19 protein-coding genes are annotated in these 17,942 nt (G+C 70.8%); 7 read left to right on the top strand and 12 right to left on the bottom strand.

The annotated features are described in order from the left end of the window. Positions 1-78 precede the first annotated feature (78 nt). Positions 79-606: a DUF1990 family protein gene (locus OVA21_RS14185; protein WP_268092694.1), complete on the top strand. Its 528-nt coding sequence runs from the start codon at positions 79-81 to the stop codon at positions 604-606. On the opposite strand, the gene OVA21_RS14180 is transcribed toward OVA21_RS14185, so the two are convergent. Further along, positions 603-1,262, bottom strand: coding sequence for a TetR family transcriptional regulator (locus tag OVA21_RS14180; protein ID WP_182635642.1), 660 nt, complete (start codon positions 1,260-1,262; stop codon positions 603-605). The two genes, OVA21_RS14185 and OVA21_RS14180, sit on opposite strands and share 4 nt — an antisense overlap. Before the next feature lie 90 nt (positions 1,263-1,352). Between OVA21_RS14180 and OVA21_RS14175 the strand changes: the two genes are divergently transcribed. Further along, complete coding sequence (locus tag OVA21_RS14175; protein WP_069390130.1) at positions 1,353-1,898, top strand: DUF2020 domain-containing protein; 546 nt, start codon at positions 1,353-1,355, stop codon at positions 1,896-1,898. Positions 1,899-1,945: 47 nt separating this feature from the next. Here OVA21_RS14175 and OVA21_RS14170 read toward each other — a convergent pair whose 3' ends face one another. The 5 genes from OVA21_RS14170 to OVA21_RS14150 form a co-directional block, all read right to left on the bottom strand. Beyond that, complete coding sequence (locus OVA21_RS14170) at positions 1,946-2,548, bottom strand: TetR/AcrR family transcriptional regulator (protein ID WP_067717217.1); 603 nt, start codon at positions 2,546-2,548, stop codon at positions 1,946-1,948. A gap of 97 nt (positions 2,549-2,645) precedes the next feature. Continuing rightward, positions 2,646-2,918: an antitoxin gene (locus OVA21_RS14165; protein WP_069390123.1), complete on the bottom strand. Its 273-nt coding sequence runs from the start codon at positions 2,916-2,918 to the stop codon at positions 2,646-2,648. 102 nt (positions 2,919-3,020) lie between these two features. Continuing rightward, positions 3,021-3,302, bottom strand: a complete 282-nt coding sequence (locus tag OVA21_RS14160) for a GlsB/YeaQ/YmgE family stress response membrane protein (protein WP_206473030.1) — start codon at positions 3,300-3,302, stop codon at positions 3,021-3,023. Positions 3,303-3,461: 159 nt separating this feature from the next. Continuing rightward, complete coding sequence (locus OVA21_RS14155) at positions 3,462-3,752, bottom strand: GNAT family N-acetyltransferase (protein ID WP_067717198.1); 291 nt, start codon at positions 3,750-3,752, stop codon at positions 3,462-3,464. Then, entirely contained in the window at positions 3,749-4,645 is an 897-nt protein-coding gene (locus tag OVA21_RS14150; protein WP_256821530.1) for a universal stress protein, read from the bottom strand. Before OVA21_RS14150 ends, OVA21_RS14155 begins: the two co-directional genes overlap by 4 nt. A 256-nt stretch (positions 4,646-4,901) precedes the next feature. On the opposite strand from OVA21_RS14150, the gene OVA21_RS14145 reads away from it, so the two are divergent. The 3 genes from OVA21_RS14145 to OVA21_RS14135 are packed head-to-tail and all read left to right on the top strand — an operon-like array spanning position 4,902 to position 9,307. Further along, the gene (locus tag OVA21_RS14145) at positions 4,902-5,900 is read left to right on the top strand and encodes a pseudouridine synthase (RefSeq protein WP_268092693.1); all 999 of its coding nucleotides are present in this window, start codon (positions 4,902-4,904) and stop codon (positions 5,898-5,900) included. Between the two features lie 27 nt (positions 5,901-5,927). Further along, complete coding sequence (locus tag OVA21_RS14140; RefSeq protein ID WP_067717202.1) at positions 5,928-6,698, top strand: ABC transporter ATP-binding protein; 771 nt, start codon at positions 5,928-5,930, stop codon at positions 6,696-6,698. Continuing rightward, entirely contained in the window at positions 6,698-9,307 is a 2,610-nt protein-coding gene (locus OVA21_RS14135) for an ABC transporter permease (protein ID WP_268092692.1), read from the top strand. The genes OVA21_RS14140 and OVA21_RS14135 overlap by 1 nt, the downstream gene beginning before the upstream one ends. Positions 9,308-9,366: 59 nt before the next feature. On the opposite strand, the gene OVA21_RS14130 is transcribed toward OVA21_RS14135, so the two are convergent. Both OVA21_RS14130 and OVA21_RS14125 read right to left on the bottom strand, forming a co-directional pair. Further along, entirely contained in the window at positions 9,367-9,966 is a 600-nt protein-coding gene (locus tag OVA21_RS14130; protein ID WP_069390120.1) for a TetR/AcrR family transcriptional regulator, read from the bottom strand. Positions 9,967-10,151: 185 nt separating this feature from the next. Beyond that, positions 10,152-11,393, bottom strand: a complete 1,242-nt coding sequence (locus OVA21_RS14125; protein ID WP_120286467.1) for a fatty acid desaturase family protein — start codon at positions 11,391-11,393, stop codon at positions 10,152-10,154. A gap of 296 nt (positions 11,394-11,689) precedes the next feature. Here OVA21_RS14125 and OVA21_RS14120 point away from each other — a divergent pair, with 296 nt between their 5' ends. Continuing rightward, on the top strand, positions 11,690-11,830 hold the full coding sequence (locus tag OVA21_RS14120; protein WP_167457944.1) for a hypothetical protein: 141 nt from the start codon (positions 11,690-11,692) through the stop codon (positions 11,828-11,830). A 130-nt stretch (positions 11,831-11,960) separates the two neighbouring features. Here OVA21_RS14120 and OVA21_RS14115 read toward each other — a convergent pair whose 3' ends face one another. Next, positions 11,961-12,821 (bottom strand): mycofactocin-coupled SDR family oxidoreductase, encoded by an 861-nt coding sequence (locus OVA21_RS14115; protein ID WP_268092691.1) that lies wholly within the window; start codon positions 12,819-12,821, stop codon positions 11,961-11,963. Between the two features lie 99 nt (positions 12,822-12,920). Between OVA21_RS14115 and OVA21_RS14110 the strand changes: the two genes are divergently transcribed. Next, positions 12,921-14,378, top strand: coding sequence for an NYN domain-containing protein (locus tag OVA21_RS14110; protein ID WP_268092690.1), 1,458 nt, complete (start codon positions 12,921-12,923; stop codon positions 14,376-14,378). Positions 14,379-14,403: 25 nt separating this feature from the next. Here OVA21_RS14110 and OVA21_RS14105 read toward each other — a convergent pair whose 3' ends face one another. From OVA21_RS14105 to OVA21_RS14095, 3 genes are all read right to left on the bottom strand, one after another. Continuing rightward, on the bottom strand, positions 14,404-16,044 hold the full coding sequence (locus OVA21_RS14105) for an HNH endonuclease signature motif containing protein (protein WP_268092689.1): 1,641 nt from the start codon (positions 16,042-16,044) through the stop codon (positions 14,404-14,406). Between the two features lie 153 nt (positions 16,045-16,197). Further along, a complete protein-coding gene (locus OVA21_RS14100) occupies positions 16,198-16,692 on the bottom strand; it encodes an SRPBCC domain-containing protein (protein ID WP_096906677.1) in 495 nt (164 codons plus the stop codon). A gap of 32 nt (positions 16,693-16,724) precedes the next feature. Next, a complete protein-coding gene (locus OVA21_RS14095; RefSeq protein ID WP_268092688.1) occupies positions 16,725-17,936 on the bottom strand; it encodes an alpha/beta hydrolase in 1,212 nt (403 codons plus the stop codon). Positions 17,937-17,942: the final 6 nt, after the last annotated feature.

Here is a 17,942-nt window from a genome sequence, read left to right as displayed (position 1 = left end):
CCCACGGCCATGACCCCGACGTCCGGCGTTCACCGCGCGTGCGCGGCCCGCTCATCTCGCTCGGCGACACTGCCGGGTGTGGAAGCGAGACGCGGGCGGGACGCGCAGCCGCTGCCGGGGCCCGCACTCGGCTACCGGCGTTCGGACCTGCACGAACACGGGAGACCTCCCGGGGGGTGGAGGGAGGTCATCGCCCACGCCGTGCTCGGCGAGGGCGTCGCCCTGTTCGACGGGGCCGCGGACGATCTGCTGAGTCTGACCGCCCACGCCCGCGCGGGGATCAGGACGGCCCCGGCGGATCCGCCTCTGGCATCGGACCTCGTCGTGCTCGACGGGCCGATGCGTGGACCCTGCCGACTCGTCGCCCTGATCGACGAGTCGCTCCGGCAGGGCGTCGTCGTCGGCACCCTCGAGGGCAACACCGCGGTGGCCGAGCACCGCTGCCACCTCGACCTGCACCCCGGGACGGACGAGGTCACCGTCACCGTCCGGACGGTGTGGCGGCCGCGCACCTTCTCGGTGCTGCCCGGTGCCGCGGGCCGCGAGGCGCGCGCCTACGAACGCATGGGCGACCGCCTGGTCCGGACGCTCGGCGGGGCTTTCTAACCGGGCACGGCGCCGTCGGGGGCAGCCGGGCCTCTGGCGACGTCGGTCGGCTCGGTCACCGAGCCCCGGATGGCATCGAACGATTCCCGGATGCGGTATTCCAGCAGTGATCCGGGCTCGTCGGTGCGCCACCGTTCCACGGCGATGCGGAGGATCGCGATCGACGCGGCCGCCACCGTCGCGGCCTCCACCGAGTCCGGTTCCCGCCCCTCCCGGCGCGCCACCAGGGACGCCAGCTCCTTCTCGTTGCCCGCCAGGATCTCGTAGACCTGGGTCCGGACGCTCGCCTCCCGGCGCCACATGTCGTGGAATCGGTCGAAGGCCCGGCTCTGCCGCCGTGCGTTGGACACCTGGTGCCACATGAGCCGCGAGAGGGCGGTCATGGTGGACACGCTGCGGTCGGTGAGGAACTCCCTCACCGCGTCGCGACCGGCGGGGGGAGTGTCGGGGATGCAGGCGGCGGCCTTGGACGGGAAGTAGTTGAAGAACGTCCGCCGCGACACGTTGGCGGCTCTGGCGATCTCGTCGACCGTCACCGCGTCGAGTCCCCGCTCGATCACCAGATCGACCGCGGCGGCGGAGATCGCACCGCGCAGGTCGCGGCGGCGGTCCTCCGCACGGTCGGCGCCCGCAGCGATGCTCGTGGAGTCGCTCATCTGCCACCTCCCGGTGCCGTCGCCGTGTCGGCGGTCAGCCGCACCGCCACGGTCAACAGTACTGACCGACCCGGCATCTATCCTGATGGTATGCGCACACCCGCCTCCCCAGCCCTCGTCGCGGTGTCCGCGGTCCTGCTCGGTGCCCTCGCCGGGTGCGGCGGCTCCGAGCCGGCCCCGGAGATGGGCACCATCCGGACCGCCCCTCCCGAGACGACCGAGCCGGAACTGCCGCCGGTCGAACCGGTCGCGGATGCCGAGTGCCCGTACCTGTCCGCCGACGAGGTCACACGACTCAGCGGCCAGCCGGTCACCGACGTGCGGATCGACGACGGCGTGGAGCCCGCGGCCTGCTTCTTCTACGACTCAGACGGCGAGGTGCAGCTCACCACCACCGTGTATTCGGTCGCGTCCCCGGAGCGGGCGGCGGAGCTGGTGGAGGAGTCGGCGCCCTCCGACGAGGCCGAACCCTCGCAGGCGGAGGGAGGCTGGAGCGGCGGCCGTACGGTGGGGCTGGGCGGTGCGCTGGTGGTCCTGTCCCGCGACGCCCGGGTGCTGGCCGTGCAGTCCACGCAGGACGACCCGACGACGGCCCAGCGGATCGCTGACGTCACCGCGCCGCGGGTGGCGGGCTGACCCGCCGCGCGGGGATCACGTGCAATGGGGATCACGTGCAGTGGGGATCACGTCGGGTCGGTGACCATCCCCAGGATGAGCTCGGCCATGCTGCGGGCGGTCATCGCGGTGGTCCGGACCTCACCGAGCATCGCGGCGGTCACCGAGCCGTCGTGGAGGAGCGCCAACCGGTCGGCCAGGTCGGTGATGTTGTCCGGGTCCTCGAGGCCCATGCCGGCGAGCTCGGAGCGCAGGGTCTCGGCGACCCACTGTCGCTGATCGGCCACGGCGGCGCGGATGGCGCGCTCGCCGTCCGTCGCCGGGCTGGGGAACTCGATCGCCGCCGCGAGGTGGCAGGACCCGGGCATGGCGGGTTCGACCTGCTCGCGGACGATGTCGAACAGTGCCAGGATGCGGCCCCGGGCATCCGGGGCGAGGTCGGCGCGACGCCGCCACAGGTCACGGTCCCGTTCGGCGACCGACCGCAGGTAGGCCACGACGAGCTCGTCCTTGGACCCGTAGGTGTTGTACAGGCTGGCCTTGGCCACCCCGGCCTCCCGCAGGATCCGGTCGATCCCGACCGCACGGATCCCGTCGGTGGAGAACAGACGGGTCGCCGTCGCCAGGAGCCGCTCCCGCGGCCCGGGCTTGGTCGACCGTGTGCTCGTCACGGGGTACACACTATCGGCAGTGACCGCCGACACCACGGGGCCGGTGCCGCGCGCGGCGGACACCGGCCCCATCGCCTGACGGTGCGGTCGATGACGGTCAGGCCGGGGGTCGACCGTCGGCCGGCGGGCGGCTGTGCTGCGACGGATCCGGGTCCGGGGTCGGCGTGCCGTCCGGGGCGTCCGGGACCTCGGGCGCGTCCGCAGTGCGTCCGGTGAGGAACTCGCCAGCCTTCTGCTGGGCGGTGTCGACGTGCTGGGCGTGCTTGCCGCCGGTGCGCTTGTCGAACGCGTCGCCCGCCTTCTGAAGCGCCGACTCCACCTTGCCCGGGTTCTTGCGGGCGAGGTCCTTGGCCTTGTCGAACAGTCCCATGTCGGACTCCTTCCATTCGGGGTGATGCAGACGGACGGCCCGGCCTCGACGAGGGGCCGGGCCGTCCGGATGTAGCGGTGTCTCTGGCGTCTCGCGCCCGGGTCAGACCCTGGTGCGTCCGCGGCCGCGAATCGCCGAGACGATCCAGATCAGGAGGCATGCGCCGACAATGGCGGCAAGGACGCCGGGGATGGAGAATGCATCCGGCATCGCGCCGCCCCCACTGTTCGTGAAGAACGAGACGATCCAACCGACGACGAAAGCCCCGATGACTCCGGCCAGGATGTTCGCGACGATGCCCATCTCGGCATCTCGCTTCATGATCTTGGAGGCGATCCAACCGGCAAGGCCGCCGATGATGATCCACGCAATGATGGTGCCCATTGTGGTTGTCCTTTCCCGAGAGTCGTACTCGGCCCGGGACGGGCCGCTCTCTCAGGAGAACACGACACCGACACGAAAGCTTCCGGTAGGGCGCACGGTGGCGTTAAACGTCGCTCACTCGTTACCGGTCCGTGTCCGCCGGGCCACCCGCCCGCGGCCTCAGGCGATCTCCGCGGCCTCCGGGTGCTTCTGGATGTATCCCGCGACGAACGAACACGACGGACGCACCCGCAGTCCCTCCTCCCGGGTCACCTGCAGCGCCTCACCGACCAGCGTCCCGGCGAGACCGCGCCCACCGAATTCGGACGCGACCACCGTGTGGGGGAACTCCCGGACGCCGTCCGTGCCGTCGGAATAGTCAGCGAAACCCGCCACCACGTCGTCCACGAGGATCTCGAATCGCCCGGCGGCGGTGTCACGCCGAACCTGAACGTTGTCCTCGCTGCTCATGAGTGCGATTCCGGGCGGACGACCATCACCGGGCACGGGGCCGCCTGCAGGAGCGCCCGGGAGGTGGAGCCGAGGACCATGCCCGTGAACCCGCCCCGCCCGTGGGAGCCGACGACGACGAGCTGGGCGTTCTCGGCCTGCTCGACGAGTGCCCGGACCGCGCGATCGCGCGTGACGAACCGCTGCACCTCGACGTCGGGGTACCGGTCCGAGAATCCCGCCAGCCGCTCCGACAGCGTCTGGAGCTGCTGCTCTTCGAGTTCCTTCCAGTCATCCTCTGTGAGGGAGATGCCGGCCGCCGCGGCCTGCACCTGCGGATCCATCCAGGTGTGCACGGCGACGAGGGGGGCGGACCGCGCGGAGGCCTCGGCGAACGCCCACTCGGTGGCCTTGGCGCTGACCTCGGAGCCGTCGATCCCCACGACGACCGGGCCGCTGCGGTTCAGGTCGTCCGTGTCCTCCCGGGTCACCACGACCGGGCAGAACGCGTGGCTGGCCACCGCCGCCGACACCGAGCCGAGCACCATGCCCTTGATCCCGCCCAGGCCGCGGGAACCCAGGACGATGAGCTTGGCCTTGCGCGAGTAGTCGATGAGCACCTGCGCGGGGTTGCCCTCGACGATCGCGTGCGACACCTCGATGCCGGGCGCCACCTTGGCCGCGGTCTCACGGGCCTTCTCGATGATGGGCGTGCACTCCCGCTCCAGCTCGTCGTAGACGGGCTGCGGAGGGATCATCCCCTCGGCGAACATCGCGGCCGGCATCGTGTAGCTGGTCACGAGGAGCAGCGGGATGCGGCGGGTGGCGGCGGTGTTGGCGGCGTACGCGACTGCACCGGTGGAGGCGGCGGAGCCGTCGACGCCGACGACGACGGTGTTCTCGAGGGAAGCCATGGCCCCGACCCTACCGCCGGGATACGACACCGGATCGCGGTTTGGGAGTGGGCCGTCTAGAGCTGGTCGGGGAACGGGGCGTTGGCCGGGTAGGCCATGTTGAAACTCCCCTGGAACGCCGGGAGGACGACGCGGCCCGGGCCGAAGAGGAAGAAGTCGACGACGACGTCGATCATGGGCGCTCCCGAGTGTTCAGAGTGGTGCGAGGGACAGATGGTGCTCGAGTGAGTGTAGCCCACCGACTAGGCTCGTGGACATGTCCAGCTCGAGACGCCGTGGGCGGCCCCTCCCGCTGCGGAACGGTGTCGACCCGGTCCGGATCCGGCTGGCCGACCCCGGACAGGGGCCCCGCAGCATCCCCGAGGAGTTGCGCCGACGCTTCCCCGACCGGCTCGCCGAGCTCACCGTGGCCCTCGAGGCGGGGCAGGTCGTCACCGCCGACGGGGCACCGGTCACCGCCGCCACCCGGCGGCACCGGGGGATGGACGTGTGGATGTACCGGACGCCGGAGCCCGAGATCCCGGTCCCGTTTGAGGTCGAGGTCCTGCACGCGGACGACCGCCTCGTCGTCGTCGACAAACCCCACCACCTCGCCACGACCCCCCGCGCGGGGCACGTCACCGAGACCGCACTCGTCCGGCTCCGGCGCGATCTCGCGCTGGACGACCTCGCGCCCGCCCACCGCCTCGACCGGCTCACCGCCGGCGTCCTGGTCTTCACCGTCGATCCCGCGCACCGCGGCGCCTACCAGGAACTCTTCGCCGCCCGCCGGGTCACCAAGACCTACCTGGCGGTCGCGACCGCCCCCGACGGGGTTCCCGCCGAACGGCAGCGGTCCAGCCGGATCGTCAAGACCCGCGGCGTCCTGCAGGCTGCCGAGGTCGACGGCGAGCCCGACGCCCACACCCGCATCACCCTCCTGGGCACCCGGGGGGACGGGGCCGGGCGGATCGGGCTCTACCGGCTCGAACCCACCACCGGCCGCACCCACCAGCTGCGTGTGCACATGAACGCGCTCGGGACCCCGATCCTCGGCGACGACCTCTACCCCCGTGTGCTCGACGTGGCCCCCGGCGACTTCTCGTCACCACTCCAGTTGCTGGCCGAGTCGATCGCCTTCACCGACCCCGTCTCGGGCGAGAAACGCGAGTTCGCCACCCGGCGGACCCTCGACGCCTGGACCCGCGAGCAGGATCAGGGTGGACACCCGGGCAATCCCCCATCGGCTTCCGCTCCGAATTCCTGCAAGCTTTAGATCGACCACCATGATCCGAGGGAGCACATGACCACCCAGGCCGAGACCCACCAGCACGACGGCGAGCCGCACTCCGCGGCCGCCGTCGCCACCGACCTCGTCATGACCTACGGGGAGGGCGAGACCGAGGTCCGTGCACTCGACCACGTCAGCGCGACCTTCGAACGGGGGCGGTTCACGGCGATCATGGGCCCCTCCGGCTCGGGCAAGTCGACCCTCATGCACTGCATGGCGGGACTGGACCGGCCGACCTCCGGGTCGGTGCGGATCGGCGATACCGAGATCGTGGGGCTGGCGGACAAGGAACTGACGGCGCTGCGGCGCGACCGCATCGGATTCGTGTTCCAGTCCTTCAACCTCGTCCCCACCCTGACGGCCGAGGAGAACATCACCCTGCCCCAGGACATCGCCGGCCACGGCATCGACCGGGCCTGGTTCGACGAGGTGATCGGCCGGCTGGGGATCGCCGACCGGCTCTCGCACCGGCCGTCCGAACTGTCCGGCGGCCAGCAGCAGCGCGTGGCGTGCGCCCGCGCCCTGGTCGGACGCCCGGACATCCTGTTCGGTGACGAGCCCACCGGCAACCTCGACTCCACCTCCTCGGCCGAGGTCCTGGCCATCCTGCGCAGCGCCGCAGACGACTTCGGTCAGACCGTCGTGATCGTCACCCACGACCCGCGCGCCGCCACCTACGCCGACCGCGTCCTGCTGCTCGCCGACGGCCGGGTCGTCCGCGAGCTCGCCCACCCCACCGCCGACGAGATCCTGGCGGCCATGGGCGCCCTCGAGGAGCGGTGATGGCGGCCAGGCACGCCTCCGGGCACGCCGGACCCGCCGGCGGGGGGCGACACGAGTCCGCCCACGCCCCGCGCCACACGCGCCCGATGCTGCGCGTGTCGCTGCGCAACATCGCCGCCCACAAACTCCGCCTGGTGCTGTCCGTGCTGGCGGTGGTCCTGGGCACCGCGTTCGTCACCGGTTCGCTGGTCTTCACGTCCACCCTCAAGAGCACCTTCGACGGGCTGCTCGACCAGGGCACCGCGGACCTCGCCGCGATGATCGAACCCGAGGACCCCCGCGGGGCGGGCGTGCCTTTCGAGGTGGCCGAGCAGGTGCTCGAGCTGCCGGGCGTCGAGGCGGCCATGCCCGGCGTGTCCGGCACCGTGGTGCTGTTCAACGCCGACGGCACCCCGTACCAGTCCGGCGGCGCGCCGTCCGAGGGGCTGGCCTGGATCGATCCCGACGACGCGGTCGGCGAGAGCAGCTGGATCACGGACGGTCGCGCCCCCGCCGCCGACGACGAGGTCGTCCTCCCCGAGACCGTGCTCACCGCCGCCGGCCTCGCCGTCGGCGACACCGCCGAGGTCTACACCACCGGGCAGGGCGTCCTCGACGTGACCGTCGTGGGTGCCTACGCCAACGAGACCGACATCGGCGGGTACGTGGGCGTCGGGTTCTCGGAGGAACGCGCCCGCGCCCTGTTCACCGACGGCGAGAACGCCTCCAACGTCTCCGTCCGCGCGGAACCGGGCGTGAGTCAGGAGGAGGTCCGCGACACGATCGCGGCCGAGTTCCCCGACTACGAGGTCCGGACCGGCGAGGAGATCAAGGAGCGACTGTCCGAGCAACTGTCGACCGTCCTCGACTTCATCAACTATTTCTTCGTCGCGTTCGGGCTGATCGCGCTGCTGGTCGGCACGTTCATCATCTACAACACCTTCTCCATGCTCGTCGCCCAGCGGCTGCGGGAGCTCGCCCTGCTGCGCGCGATCGGCGCCTCCCGCGGGCAGCTCACCCGATCGGTGATGGCCGAGGCCGCCGTCACCGGGCTCGTCGGCTCCGGGATCGGCGTGGTGGTGGGCTTCGGCCTGGCCCAGCTGATCTTCGTGGCGCTCGAGGCCTTCGACCTGGGCATCCCGTCCGGAGCCCTCTCGCTCACCCCGATGTCGGTCATCACCCCGCTGGTGTTGGGCTTCGTCGTCACCGTCTTCTCCGCCTGGGCGCCCGCCCGACGCGCCGGACGCGTCGCCCCGGTACAGGGCATGCGAGTCGGCTCGGCCACCACCGAGGCCGGCGGCGGATGGCGCACCTCAGTCGGCCTGTTCGCCGTGGTGAGCGGCCTCATGCTCGCGGTGATAGGTACCTGGCAGGAGACGACGCGGGACGGTGCGATCACGGTCGGTGTCGGTGCGGCCGCGCTGATCATCGGCAGTTTCCTGGTGATGCCCGCGCTCGCCAAACCGATCGCCGGTGGCATCGGCAGGGTGATCGGCGCACCGTTCGGCGCGGTCGGCAAGCTCGCCGCCACCAACGCCGGACGCAACACCCGCCGGACCGCCGCGACCGCGTTCGCGCTCACGCTGGGACTGACCCTGGTGGCGGCGTTCGGAACCCTCGGCGCCACCACGAAGGAGAGCGTCAGCGGCGTCATCGACCAGGACATCAACGCCGACGTCGTGGTCCAGGGCGTGGCGTCCCAGGGCCCGCCGACCCCGCTGCCCGGCGGCATCGAGCAGCAGATCGCCGACGTCGACGAGGTCGGTGACGTGGCCTGGCTGGCCTTCGCGTTCGCCCAGCTCGCCGGGGAACCGCAGGCGCTGTCCGCCGCCGGCGGGCCCGTCGGCGAGATGATCGACGCCACCGTGGTCGACGGTTCGCTCGACCCCGGCCCCGACTCGCTCGTCGTGTCCCGGACCGTCGCCAGGGACAAGGGGTGGACGATGGGCGCCTCCGTGCCGCTCGTCGCGCCCGACGGCAGTGAGAGCACCCTCCGGGTCACGGGGATCTACGAGGACTCCCAGATCCTCGGGCAGTTCTACACCGGGATGGACGTCTACGAACGCCTGGTGCCGGAGAACCTGCGGTCGACCTTCAACGTGCTCGTCGCGGCGGACGACGGGGTGAGCGGGGACGAGGTCCTCGCGGCGGTGACCGACGAGCTCACCGACATCCCGATCGCGATGGTCCAGAGCAAGCAGCAGTACATCGACACCCAGACCGGCGGGATCGACCAGCTGTTGACGATCATTTACGCGCTGCTGGGGCTGGCCCTGGTCATCGCGGTCCTGGGCATCGTCAACACCCTCGCCCTGTCGGTGATCGAGCGTCGCACCGAGATCGGGATGCTCCGCGCGGTGGGCATGCAGCGCTCGCAGGTCCGCCGCACGATCAACCTCGAGTCCACGCAGATCGCCGTGTTCGGCGCGTTGATCGGCGCGGCGGTGGGCGTCTACCTCGGCTGGGCGTTCGTCACCGTGCTCGCGGACAGTGGCCTGACGGAGACGACGATCCCGTGGGGCAGCATCGGCGTCGTGCTGGCGGCCTCGGCGGTCGTCGGGGTCCTCGCGTCGTTGTGGCCCGCGCACCGGGCCGCCAAGACCGACCCGCTCGAGGCGATCTCGGACTAGCCGCGGGTGCCGCGCGCGGGTGCCGCGCGCGGGTGACGCCCGCGAGGGTGGCGCCCGCGCTAGCGGCGGAGGCCGAAGAGGTTGCGGGGACCGCGGTGCTCGTGGCGGGCGAGCACCGCGCCCAGCACCTCGGCGTCGTGCTTGTGGTCGACCTCGACGCCGGCCAGCCTGCCGACCGTGCGCTCCCACAGCAGGCCCTCGTACACGGTCAACAGGTCCAGGGCGGCGGTGGCCGGGTCGCGTAGCCCGGCGGCGTCGAGCGCGCCCACGAGGTCGCTCGGATCGAGCAGTGCGGCCACGAGGTCCGTGGTGTCCTCCTTGCCGGCGAGTTCGACGATCAACGCCGACCTGGCCGCCAGCTCACCGCGGTAGTCGGCCAACAGTCCGTCGACCATGCGCGTGAGCATCCCCAGCACGTCGTCGGCGTCGGAGGACGCCAGTTCCTGGATCCCCGAGACCTCGACGAACCCCCTCAGCAGCGAGGTGAGCCGGTCGACGGTGAGGGTGAGCAGCTGCGCGCGGGTGCGGCAGTAGTAGGAGGTGGAGCCCGAGGGCAATCCCGCCTCCGAGTCCACGGCGCGATGGGTGAGGGCACGGACCCCGTCCCTCGCCACGACCTCGATCGCGGAATCGGCGATGAGCATGCGCCGGTCCTCCATGGGGGCTCCCGTCGTCGTGTTCCACGGACATTCAGCTCGACCGGTGTAGTGCCGGACGTCGACGGGTCCCGCCGACTCGAGCGACAGCCTATCGCCGTACGGGGCCGTCGGCGTCGGAATCACGGACGCCCCGGCACCGGTCTCCGGTGCCGGGGCGTCCCTGGCGTCGATCCTGCGGCCGCTGGTCAGGCCACGGCGGCGACCTTGCGGGCCCGCCGCGTGGCGCGGTGGTGCTGCAACGCGGTCTTCAGGCCCGCCCGCTGACCCTCCGCGGCGGGCAGCGGCTTCGGTAGGTCGGCGAACATCCGCTCGGAGTGGGTCTCCGGCGCGTCATCGGTCGTGTCGCGCAGCATGTGGTTGGGCAGCGACAGCTTGGCGATGGTGCGCCAGGTCTTGAAGTACTGCACCGGCAGGGGACCGGCCACGTAGGGCAGGTCGTACTTGCGGCACACCTCACGTACCCGGATGGACGCCTCCGCGAGCCGGTTGGACGACATGTCCGGGTAGATGTGGTGCTCGATCTGGTACGACAGGTTGCCGGACATGAAGTCGACGACCGGACCGCCGGTGATGTTGGCGGAGCCGAGCATCTGGCGCAGGTACCACTCCGCCTGCGTCTCGTTCTCCACGTCCTTCTTGGTGAACTTCTCGGCACCGTCGGGGAAGTGGCCACAGAAGATCACCGCGTTGGTCCAGACGTTGCGGATCCCGTTGGCGACCAGGTTGGCGGTGGCGGTGGACTTCCACCCCTTGCCGGACAGCAGCGGGTAGAAGACGTAGTCCTTGGCGAGCTGACGGCCGGCCTTCTTGGCGAAGAGCGAGAGCTTGCTCATGGTCTCGCGACGGTCGTCACGACCCTTGGCGACCTTGCCCAGCTCGAGGTGCTGGATCCCCACGCCCCATTGGAACAGCAGCGCGAGGGCCGCGTTGTAGGCGATGTTCCCGTAGTAGAAGGGGTGCCAACGCTGGTCGCGGGTCACCCGGAGAACGCCGTACCCCACGTCGTCGTCCAGGCCGACGATGTTGGTGTACTTGTGGTGGATGTAGTTGTGGGTCTGCTTCCAGTGCTCGGCGGTGCCCACGATGTCCCACTCCCAGGTGGTGGAGTGGATCTCGGGGTCGTTCATCCAGTCCCACTGCCCGTGCATGATGTTGTGGCCGAGTTCCATGTTCTCGACGATCTTGGCGACACCGAGGGTGCCTGCGCCGATCGCCCAGGCCGTGCGGTTACGCGAGCCCACGAGGAGAAGTGCACGGGCCGCGATCTCGAGTCCCCGCTGGAAACGGATCGTATTGTGGATGTACGCGGCATCTCGCTCGCCGAGGGAGCCGATGATGTCCTGACGGATCTGCTCGAGCTCCGCGCCGAGGGCTTCGATGTCGGACTCGGAGAGGTGTGCGAATTCCGGGATGTCGGTGATGGCCATGAAGCTACGGTACCGTAACTTACGGTCGCGTAGGTACGTTCGGTTGCGTGGGTCACAATTTCGGTGTGCGGTGAGCTGATCGATCACCGCCCAGTCGGGGTGTGGCCGAGGACTCTTTTCCGGCGCCGAAGCGTGCGTGGCCTGCGCGGGAGTTCGACGATGTCACGCCGGACATCACGGTTGTGTAACGTCGAGCGGGTTCGTGACGACATAGATGGCGTTACGTGGGGTACAGACAGAACGCCCGATACCGCAGTACGACTCAGTACGCAGCAGTAAATACGAGGGGACACATCATGAGCAACGCCAACGACATCTTCCTGCAGGCCATCCAGCCGGTCGTCGACATCTTCTGGTCGCTGGTGTGGACCGCCACCGGTTCGACCATCAGTGTTCCCCGTCCGACCGCTCCCGCGGGCACTCCCGAGTCGGTCTGATCCTCTCGAGCGCCGGGTTCATCGCCCGGTGATCTCCGCGGCAGCCCGCCCCTCGCTCGAGGGGCGGGCTGCCGCGTTTCATCCGGTCGGCCGGGTGGGTGGCGGTGGTGGCAGCGGCCGTGCCGCCGGCTCAGAGGCCGAACTTCTCGCTGCCACCCAGGTCGATCGGGATGGAGGCGCCGGTGATACCCGCGCCCGCGTCGCTGCACAGGTAGACGGCCATGGACGCGATCGCCGACGGCTCGACCCACGGCTGCGGCATCTGGTTCATGCCGCTGAAGGTCTCCGCGGTGTCCTCGAGCGTGGTGCCCTGCCCGCCCGACATCATGGCGATCATCGACGGGTTCTCGATCATCGGCGTACGGACGTTGCCGGGGTGGATCGAGTTGCACCGGACGCCTGAGAACCCGAGCTCACCGGCGAGGGCCTTGGCGAGTCCGCGCACGGCCCACTTGGACGTCCCGTAACTGGCGGTGAAGGAGCCGCCCCGCAGTCCCACCATCGAGCTGATCAAGACCACTGAGCCGCCGCGCCCGGTCGTCAGGATGTGGGGGATCGCCACCGTCGTCGTCACCCACGTGCCCTTGAGATTGATGTCGATCGTCGTGTCCCACTCCTCCTCGCTCCGCTCCCAGGACGCGGCGGGCTGGGGCGAGACCCCGGCATTGGCCACGACGAAGTCCAGGCCGCCCAGCTCGGCCACCGCGGCGTCGACGGCTGCACGCATGCCGGGAAGGTCCCGAACGTCGACCTCCCCGGTGATGCAGCGCCTGCCGAGCGCGCGAACGGACTCGGCGGTGGCCTCGAGGTCCTCCGGATTGGCCATCGGGTAGGGGACCGTCTCGATGTCCCGGCACAGGTCGAGAGCGATCACGTCACATCCGGCGGCGGCGAACGCCTCACAATGTGCGCGCCCCTGGCCGCGTGCGGCGCCGGTGACCAGCACGACCCTTCCGCTCAGATCGGCCTGGGTGGGGACGGCTTGCGACATCGGGGCTCCTGACGTGGTTCGGCGGCGGACCCTGCGGGGTCGCCCGCCCTGCGGCATGCTGGAAGTCAACGTAGACAATCAGAACAGGTAGTGATCATCATGCTTGAACGGACCCTGGTCCTCGTGGATACCTCGTATCTACTGGCTAGTTTCTACAACTCGTGGGAGGAGGGTGCGCGCGGCCAGTTAGAGATATCCCTGGCCACGGTCGTGCACCGTTTAGACCACGTAGCCCACGGTCTGGTGGACCAGCCGGTCCAGCGCCAGAACTGGTATGACGGCATCCCGGACTCCGGCCCGCACCGGTATCAGCGCACTCTTCGCGTGATCGAGGGCGTGCAGCTGCGCGCCGGCCAGTTGATCGAGTGGGGTGAGAGACGAACCCAGAAGGCGGTCGACACCCTCCTCGTCGCCGACATGATCCAAGCCGCCTACAAGGGCCAGTGTTCGGACATGGTCCTGGTCACCGGGGACGCCGACATGATCCCCGGCGTGCGGGTGGCGGTCGACGCCGGTGTCCGGATGCACCTCGTGGGTTTCGGCTGGGATTCGATTTCCTCGGCGCTGCGACACGCCTGCGACACCACGACCGTGCTCGATCCCCGCACCGACTTTCACGACGCCATGCAGATCAGGGTCCTCGAGGGCCCCATCCCCCCGAAGGTCAGGACCCCGACGGCGCCTCCGGTGCATCCGGGGGAGGATGGCCACGAGACCGAGGAGTCGGTGGGGATGGCCGACGTCGTCCTGCGCTCGGATCGCGCCTCGGCCACCTCGGTGGCCGACGAGACCCGCCTGACGGCCGCCGAGGAGGAGCGTGCGGCCGATGCGGAGGAGTTGGCGGCGGACGAGCAGGAATGCGCGGCGAGAGCCGAGTCCGAGCCGCCCGCGCCGGAGGCCGGGGATTCCGCGCAGAAACCAGCCGAATCGCCGACGGCCGGTAAGGTCCCCACGCCTGGCGCGCCGTCTAAGCCCGAGAGTGCACAGGGCCCGGGGCCGTCGCCCGCGCAGCTGGCCAAGCAGAGCGGCAAGCCCGAGAAGGCAGAGAAGCGTGACAAGGTGGGCGAGCCCGAGCGGCCCGGCCCGGCCGAGGCGTCCCCCGAGGCCGCCGAGGCGCACCCGGGCCCCCAGCCGCCGGCGCAGTCCTCCCGGGTCGCTCCCCAGTTCGCGGGCTCGGTCCAGAAGCCCTCGGACCCGGGCGCGGAGCCCAACGGGTCGTCGCGGCCGAACCCGTCGATGATGGCTCCCCATCGTCGGCCGCTGAGGTCGAAGTTCGTGCCGCTCCCTGACGAGGTCTGGACCTCGTCCGGTGAGCAGACCCCCTTCGACGTGGGCCAGCAGTACGCCACGTGGTGGTACGAGCGGGCCGCCACAGAGAGTCAGCGGGACCAGGCGCATCTCCTCTCGGGCGGCGTGCTTCCCCCGGGGATCGACCGCCCGTTGTTGCAGTTCGCCTGCCAGATGCTCAACGAGTTCACCCTGACGGAAGCCCAGCGGGTTCGCCTGCGAGACGGGTTCCACGAGGGGATCCGGGCAGTCCTGCTCAAGCACCGCTGACTCCTTCCCGCCCGCCGCGCGCCGGTCAGAAGGGCGGTGGGTCGGGGTCGTGGTGGTGGTCGGGTGGGGTGTCTGGTGGTGGGGCCATGGTGTTGGCTTTGCGTTCGGCGGCCAGGGTTAGGGCGCGTCGGTACCAGTGGGTGCTCTGGGGTCGGGGGTTGAGCCAGGGGCGGCGTGGGGGCGGGATGTCGGCGTCGGGGTCGGCCCTGGTGTCGGTCGCAGCCCCGGTGCCGGTGTCGGTGGTGTGGCGGCGCCAGCGTGCGAGGGGCCCGTCGGGGTGGGTGGTGAGGGTGTGTCCGGTGTCGGTGGTGACGGTCAGGGTGCCGTCGGGGGCGAGTTGGTAGTGCCAGTTGTGGAAGGTTTTGAAGCGGTGGTGGTTGCGGCACATGGCGGCGAGGTTGTTCTCGAGGGTCAGTCCGCCACGGGTGGGATCTGTGTGGTTGAAGGGGCGGACGTGGTCGATGTCGCAGACGTCGGCGGGGACGGAGCAGCCGGGGTGGCGGCAGGTGCCGTCGCGTAGGCGGATGCGGTGGGCCAGTCGGTCGCTGATGCGGTAGCGGTGGGCGTGGTGGGGGTTGTCTGCGGCGCCGGGTGCGGTGTCGGGCACGGTGATGGTGGCGCCGGTGCTGCGGGTGAGTAGTTCGATGAGGGCGTCGATGGTGGCCGGGCCGCCTCGGGGGAGGTAGACCTCGGTTTCGCCGTCGGGGCCGGGGGGTGCGAGCACGGTGATGGTGGGGCGGATCTGGGTGGCCGGCGGGCGGTGACCCGCACCCGCACCCGCACCCGCGCTCGTACCCGTGCCTTCGCCTGTGCTGCTGTCGGGGCCGGTGCCGGGGTGGCCGAGGATGGCGGTGACGAGGGCGTCGGCGCGCAGTTCGTCCATGCTGCGGATGTTGTCGGTGTCGAGGGTGTCGGCGCCGTGGCGGCGGGTGGTCTCGACGCGGGTGCGGGTGTCGCGGTGGCGTTGGTCGGTGGCCCTGGTCTGCAGCAGGGTGTGGATGGCGAAGGCTTCGGTGGCGGTGAGGTGGGCGGTGAGGTCGGCCATGCCGTCCGGGCTGCGGCGCAGGGTGATGCGGCGTTCGCGGACCGCGGCGGTGCGGCGCTGGCGTACGCCGTCGGGGTCGTGGGCGGCGATGATGCGGTCGGTGTGGGCCAGGATCGCGTCGCGTCCGGGGCGTCTGCCGGCGGCCAGAGCGGCCAGGAGCCAGTCGATGACCTCGCGGTGGACGGCGTCGCGGTGCAGGGAGTCCACGGTGCGCATGTGGCGTGCGAGCAGCGTGGCGGTGGCTTCGTCGAGGCGGCCGGTGTCCATGGCCTCGACGAGACAGGGGAACTTGGTGACCAGGGTGATGGCCAGGGTGAGCAGGCTGCGGGCGCGGTTGTGGTGGACGCCGTAGGTGGCGACGATCTCACTTGTGGCGATGGTCAGTGGGTCGATGACGGCGTGTTCGGGGCGTTGGTCCAGGCCGGGGCCGTAGCCGGCGGCGATGTCGCGCAGTTCCTGTTCCTCGCGGCAGGTGGCCCACAGGTCGTGGCAGGCGCGCAGTCGGGCGGCGGCCGCGCGGTTCTCGGCGTGCAACGCGGCCAGGGCTGCGGAGCTGGCGGCGGTGACGGCGGGACTGCCGGCCACCGCTCCGGCATCATCCCCGGTAGTCGCCTCCCGCATGTGCACCCCCTTGCCGGCGGTTGCCCGCCACGACCCTGCTTCGCCTATGTGTTCGATTGGGGAAACACTAGCAAGGGGGTCCGACATGAGTCTCTCACCTGCGAAAACAGGTGGAGGGCGCGCAGTCGACGACCGCAGCGGCAGCCAACCGCCTCAGCCGCCCAGCAACGCCCGGTAGTGGTCGGCCAGCGCGGGGTGGTAGTCGGGGGAGAAGCGCAGGGCCTCCGGATCGCGGCCCGCCTCGGCCTCGACCAACCGGTCCAGATAAAAGTCCCACCCGGGACCGATGTCGGACGCGGACTCGGCGTCCGCGATGTCCTGTTCCAGGGAGATGGTGACCTCGTCGTCGTCACCCTCGATGCGCACGGTGACCACCCAGCCGTCGGGACCGATCCTGACGACGACGAGGTTCGGCGCCTCACACCGCAGTACTCCGACGGTCTCGGCGGGCGAGCCCTCCTCGGCGGACATCGTCATCTCGACGGTTCCCGACGCCGGGTCGCCCGACCACGACCCGATCCAGCGCGCGGTGCGGGCCGGATCGGTGACGGCCGCCCACGCCTCCTCCCGGGACAGTGGCAGTCGGCGGGGGAAGACAACGGCACCCGAGGGGGCGAGATATCCGGAGGCCCGGGGTGTGGTGGCCATGGCGACTCCTCACGTGAGGGACGCCGCGGTGGTCAGCGCAGCGCTGGCATCAGCGTATCGCGCATCGGGGCGACGAAACGCCCGAAGTTATCCCAGTTGTGCAGGCCGGTGGGGAGGTAGTCGACCCGGGCGTCGATGCCCAGTTCATCGAGCCGCCGGTCCATCTCCACGGTGCAGGCGTGTGTGGCGACCTCGAGCCCCGCACCCTGGGTGAACCGCAGCAGGTCGCGGCCATTGCGGTCCCATTCGCCGGCATCGGGTCGGCCGGTGGCGGTGGCGAAGTAGAGGGCCTTGCCCCTGAGCTTCTCGGCGTGGAGGAGCCCGTCGTTGTCCCGGTAGGCGGGGTCGGTGCGCGGGCCCCACATGTTGGCGATGTCACCGCCGCGGGTCTCGGTGACGATCTTGGCGAGGATGAACCCGAGATCGTCGCGCGCCGTGTAGCACCCGGCGATCGCGCCCACTGCGTCGTACAGGTCGGGGCGCAGCTCGGCGATGGTGACGGCGCTCGCCGCGCCCATCGACAGGCCCGCCATACCGCGCTTGCCGTTGAAGGGGATGTCGCCGGCCTCGAGCAGCGGTCGGAGCTCGTCGGTGAGGAAGGTCTGCCACTTGTTGCGGCTCAGGACCGGGTCATCGCGCTGCCAGTCGGCGTGCAGGGAACCGTCCGCGCGGGCGGGCATGACGAGCGTGACGTGCTCACCGGCGAAGGTGCGCTCGACCCCGCCGGGCAGGAGCCACCCGCTCGGCGAGGGGGAGTCCACGCCGTCGAGGAGGTACAGCATCGGTGCCGGGGCGTCGGTGGCCGGGCGCCAGATCTCCACCGGCAGGACGCGGTTCATCGACTTCGACGCCACCCACCAGCGTTCGAAGCGGGGATCGCCGCCGGCCACCAGGGGGTCGCCGATCTCCACGCGCCGCACTTTGCTGACGGCGACGGGCTCGGACTCCATGCCGATCGGCGGGGTGGCGGCGGTGTTCTGCGAGCCGGTGCCCAGTGGCGGGAGGGTGCCCGAGCCGGTCAGCGAGTCCGTACCGGTGGATCCGGTGGAACCGATCGTCGCCGCGCCCGCGGCCGCGCTCGAGGGGTCGACGCTCCCTCCGGCCGCCGTCAGTGATCCGATACCCGGCGAGGAACTGCCGGGCAGGGACTGCGCGAGGGCCGGGGCCGCCGTCCCGCCGACCAGCGCCGCGGCCAACGCGGAAGCGAGCAGCGGCAGGACACGGGGCGTGCGGTGAATGGTCACCGTGAC

Origin of the sequence: Dietzia sp. SL131 (assembly GCF_026672565.1) — a bacterium.
GTDB lineage: Bacteria > Actinomycetota > Actinomycetes > Mycobacteriales > Mycobacteriaceae > Dietzia > Dietzia kunjamensis.
This window is presented reverse-complemented; position numbering and strand designations above follow the sequence as displayed.

What these genes read in the sequence shown, in the direction of transcription:
- OVA21_RS14180 (WP_182635642.1), bottom strand. Translation starts at nt 1,262, where the DNA reads ATGAGCGACTCCACGAGCATCGCTGCGGGCGCCGACCGTGCGGAGGAC.
- OVA21_RS14175 (WP_069390130.1), top strand. Translation starts at nt 1,353, where the DNA reads ATGCGCACACCCGCCTCCCCAGCCCTCGTCGCGGTGTCCGCGGTCCTG.
- OVA21_RS14165 (WP_069390123.1), bottom strand. Translation starts at nt 2,918, where the DNA reads ATGGGACTGTTCGACAAGGCCAAGGACCTCGCCCGCAAGAACCCGGGC.
- OVA21_RS14160 (WP_206473030.1), bottom strand. Translation starts at nt 3,302, where the DNA reads ATGGGCACCATCATTGCGTGGATCATCATCGGCGGCCTTGCCGGTTGG.
- OVA21_RS14155 (WP_067717198.1), bottom strand. Translation starts at nt 3,752, where the DNA reads ATGAGCAGCGAGGACAACGTTCAGGTTCGGCGTGACACCGCCGCCGGG.
- OVA21_RS14150 (WP_256821530.1), bottom strand. Translation starts at nt 4,645, where the DNA reads ATGGCTTCCCTCGAGAACACCGTCGTCGTCGGCGTCGACGGCTCCGCC.
- OVA21_RS14145 (WP_268092693.1), top strand. Translation starts at nt 4,902, where the DNA reads ATGTCCAGCTCGAGACGCCGTGGGCGGCCCCTCCCGCTGCGGAACGGT.
- OVA21_RS14140 (WP_067717202.1), top strand. Translation starts at nt 5,928, where the DNA reads ATGACCACCCAGGCCGAGACCCACCAGCACGACGGCGAGCCGCACTCC.
- OVA21_RS14135 (WP_268092692.1), top strand. Translation starts at nt 6,698, where the DNA reads ATGGCGGCCAGGCACGCCTCCGGGCACGCCGGACCCGCCGGCGGGGGG.
- OVA21_RS14130 (WP_069390120.1), bottom strand. Translation starts at nt 9,966, where the DNA reads ATGGAGGACCGGCGCATGCTCATCGCCGATTCCGCGATCGAGGTCGTG.
- OVA21_RS14125 (WP_120286467.1), bottom strand. Translation starts at nt 11,393, where the DNA reads ATGGCCATCACCGACATCCCGGAATTCGCACACCTCTCCGAGTCCGAC.
- OVA21_RS14120 (WP_167457944.1), top strand. Translation starts at nt 11,690, where the DNA reads ATGAGCAACGCCAACGACATCTTCCTGCAGGCCATCCAGCCGGTCGTC.
- OVA21_RS14115 (WP_268092691.1), bottom strand. Translation starts at nt 12,821, where the DNA reads ATGTCGCAAGCCGTCCCCACCCAGGCCGATCTGAGCGGAAGGGTCGTG.
- OVA21_RS14110 (WP_268092690.1), top strand. Translation starts at nt 12,921, where the DNA reads ATGCTTGAACGGACCCTGGTCCTCGTGGATACCTCGTATCTACTGGCT.
- OVA21_RS14105 (WP_268092689.1), bottom strand. Translation starts at nt 16,044, where the DNA reads ATGCGGGAGGCGACTACCGGGGATGATGCCGGAGCGGTGGCCGGCAGT.
- OVA21_RS14100 (WP_096906677.1), bottom strand. Translation starts at nt 16,692, where the DNA reads ATGGCCACCACACCCCGGGCCTCCGGATATCTCGCCCCCTCGGGTGCC.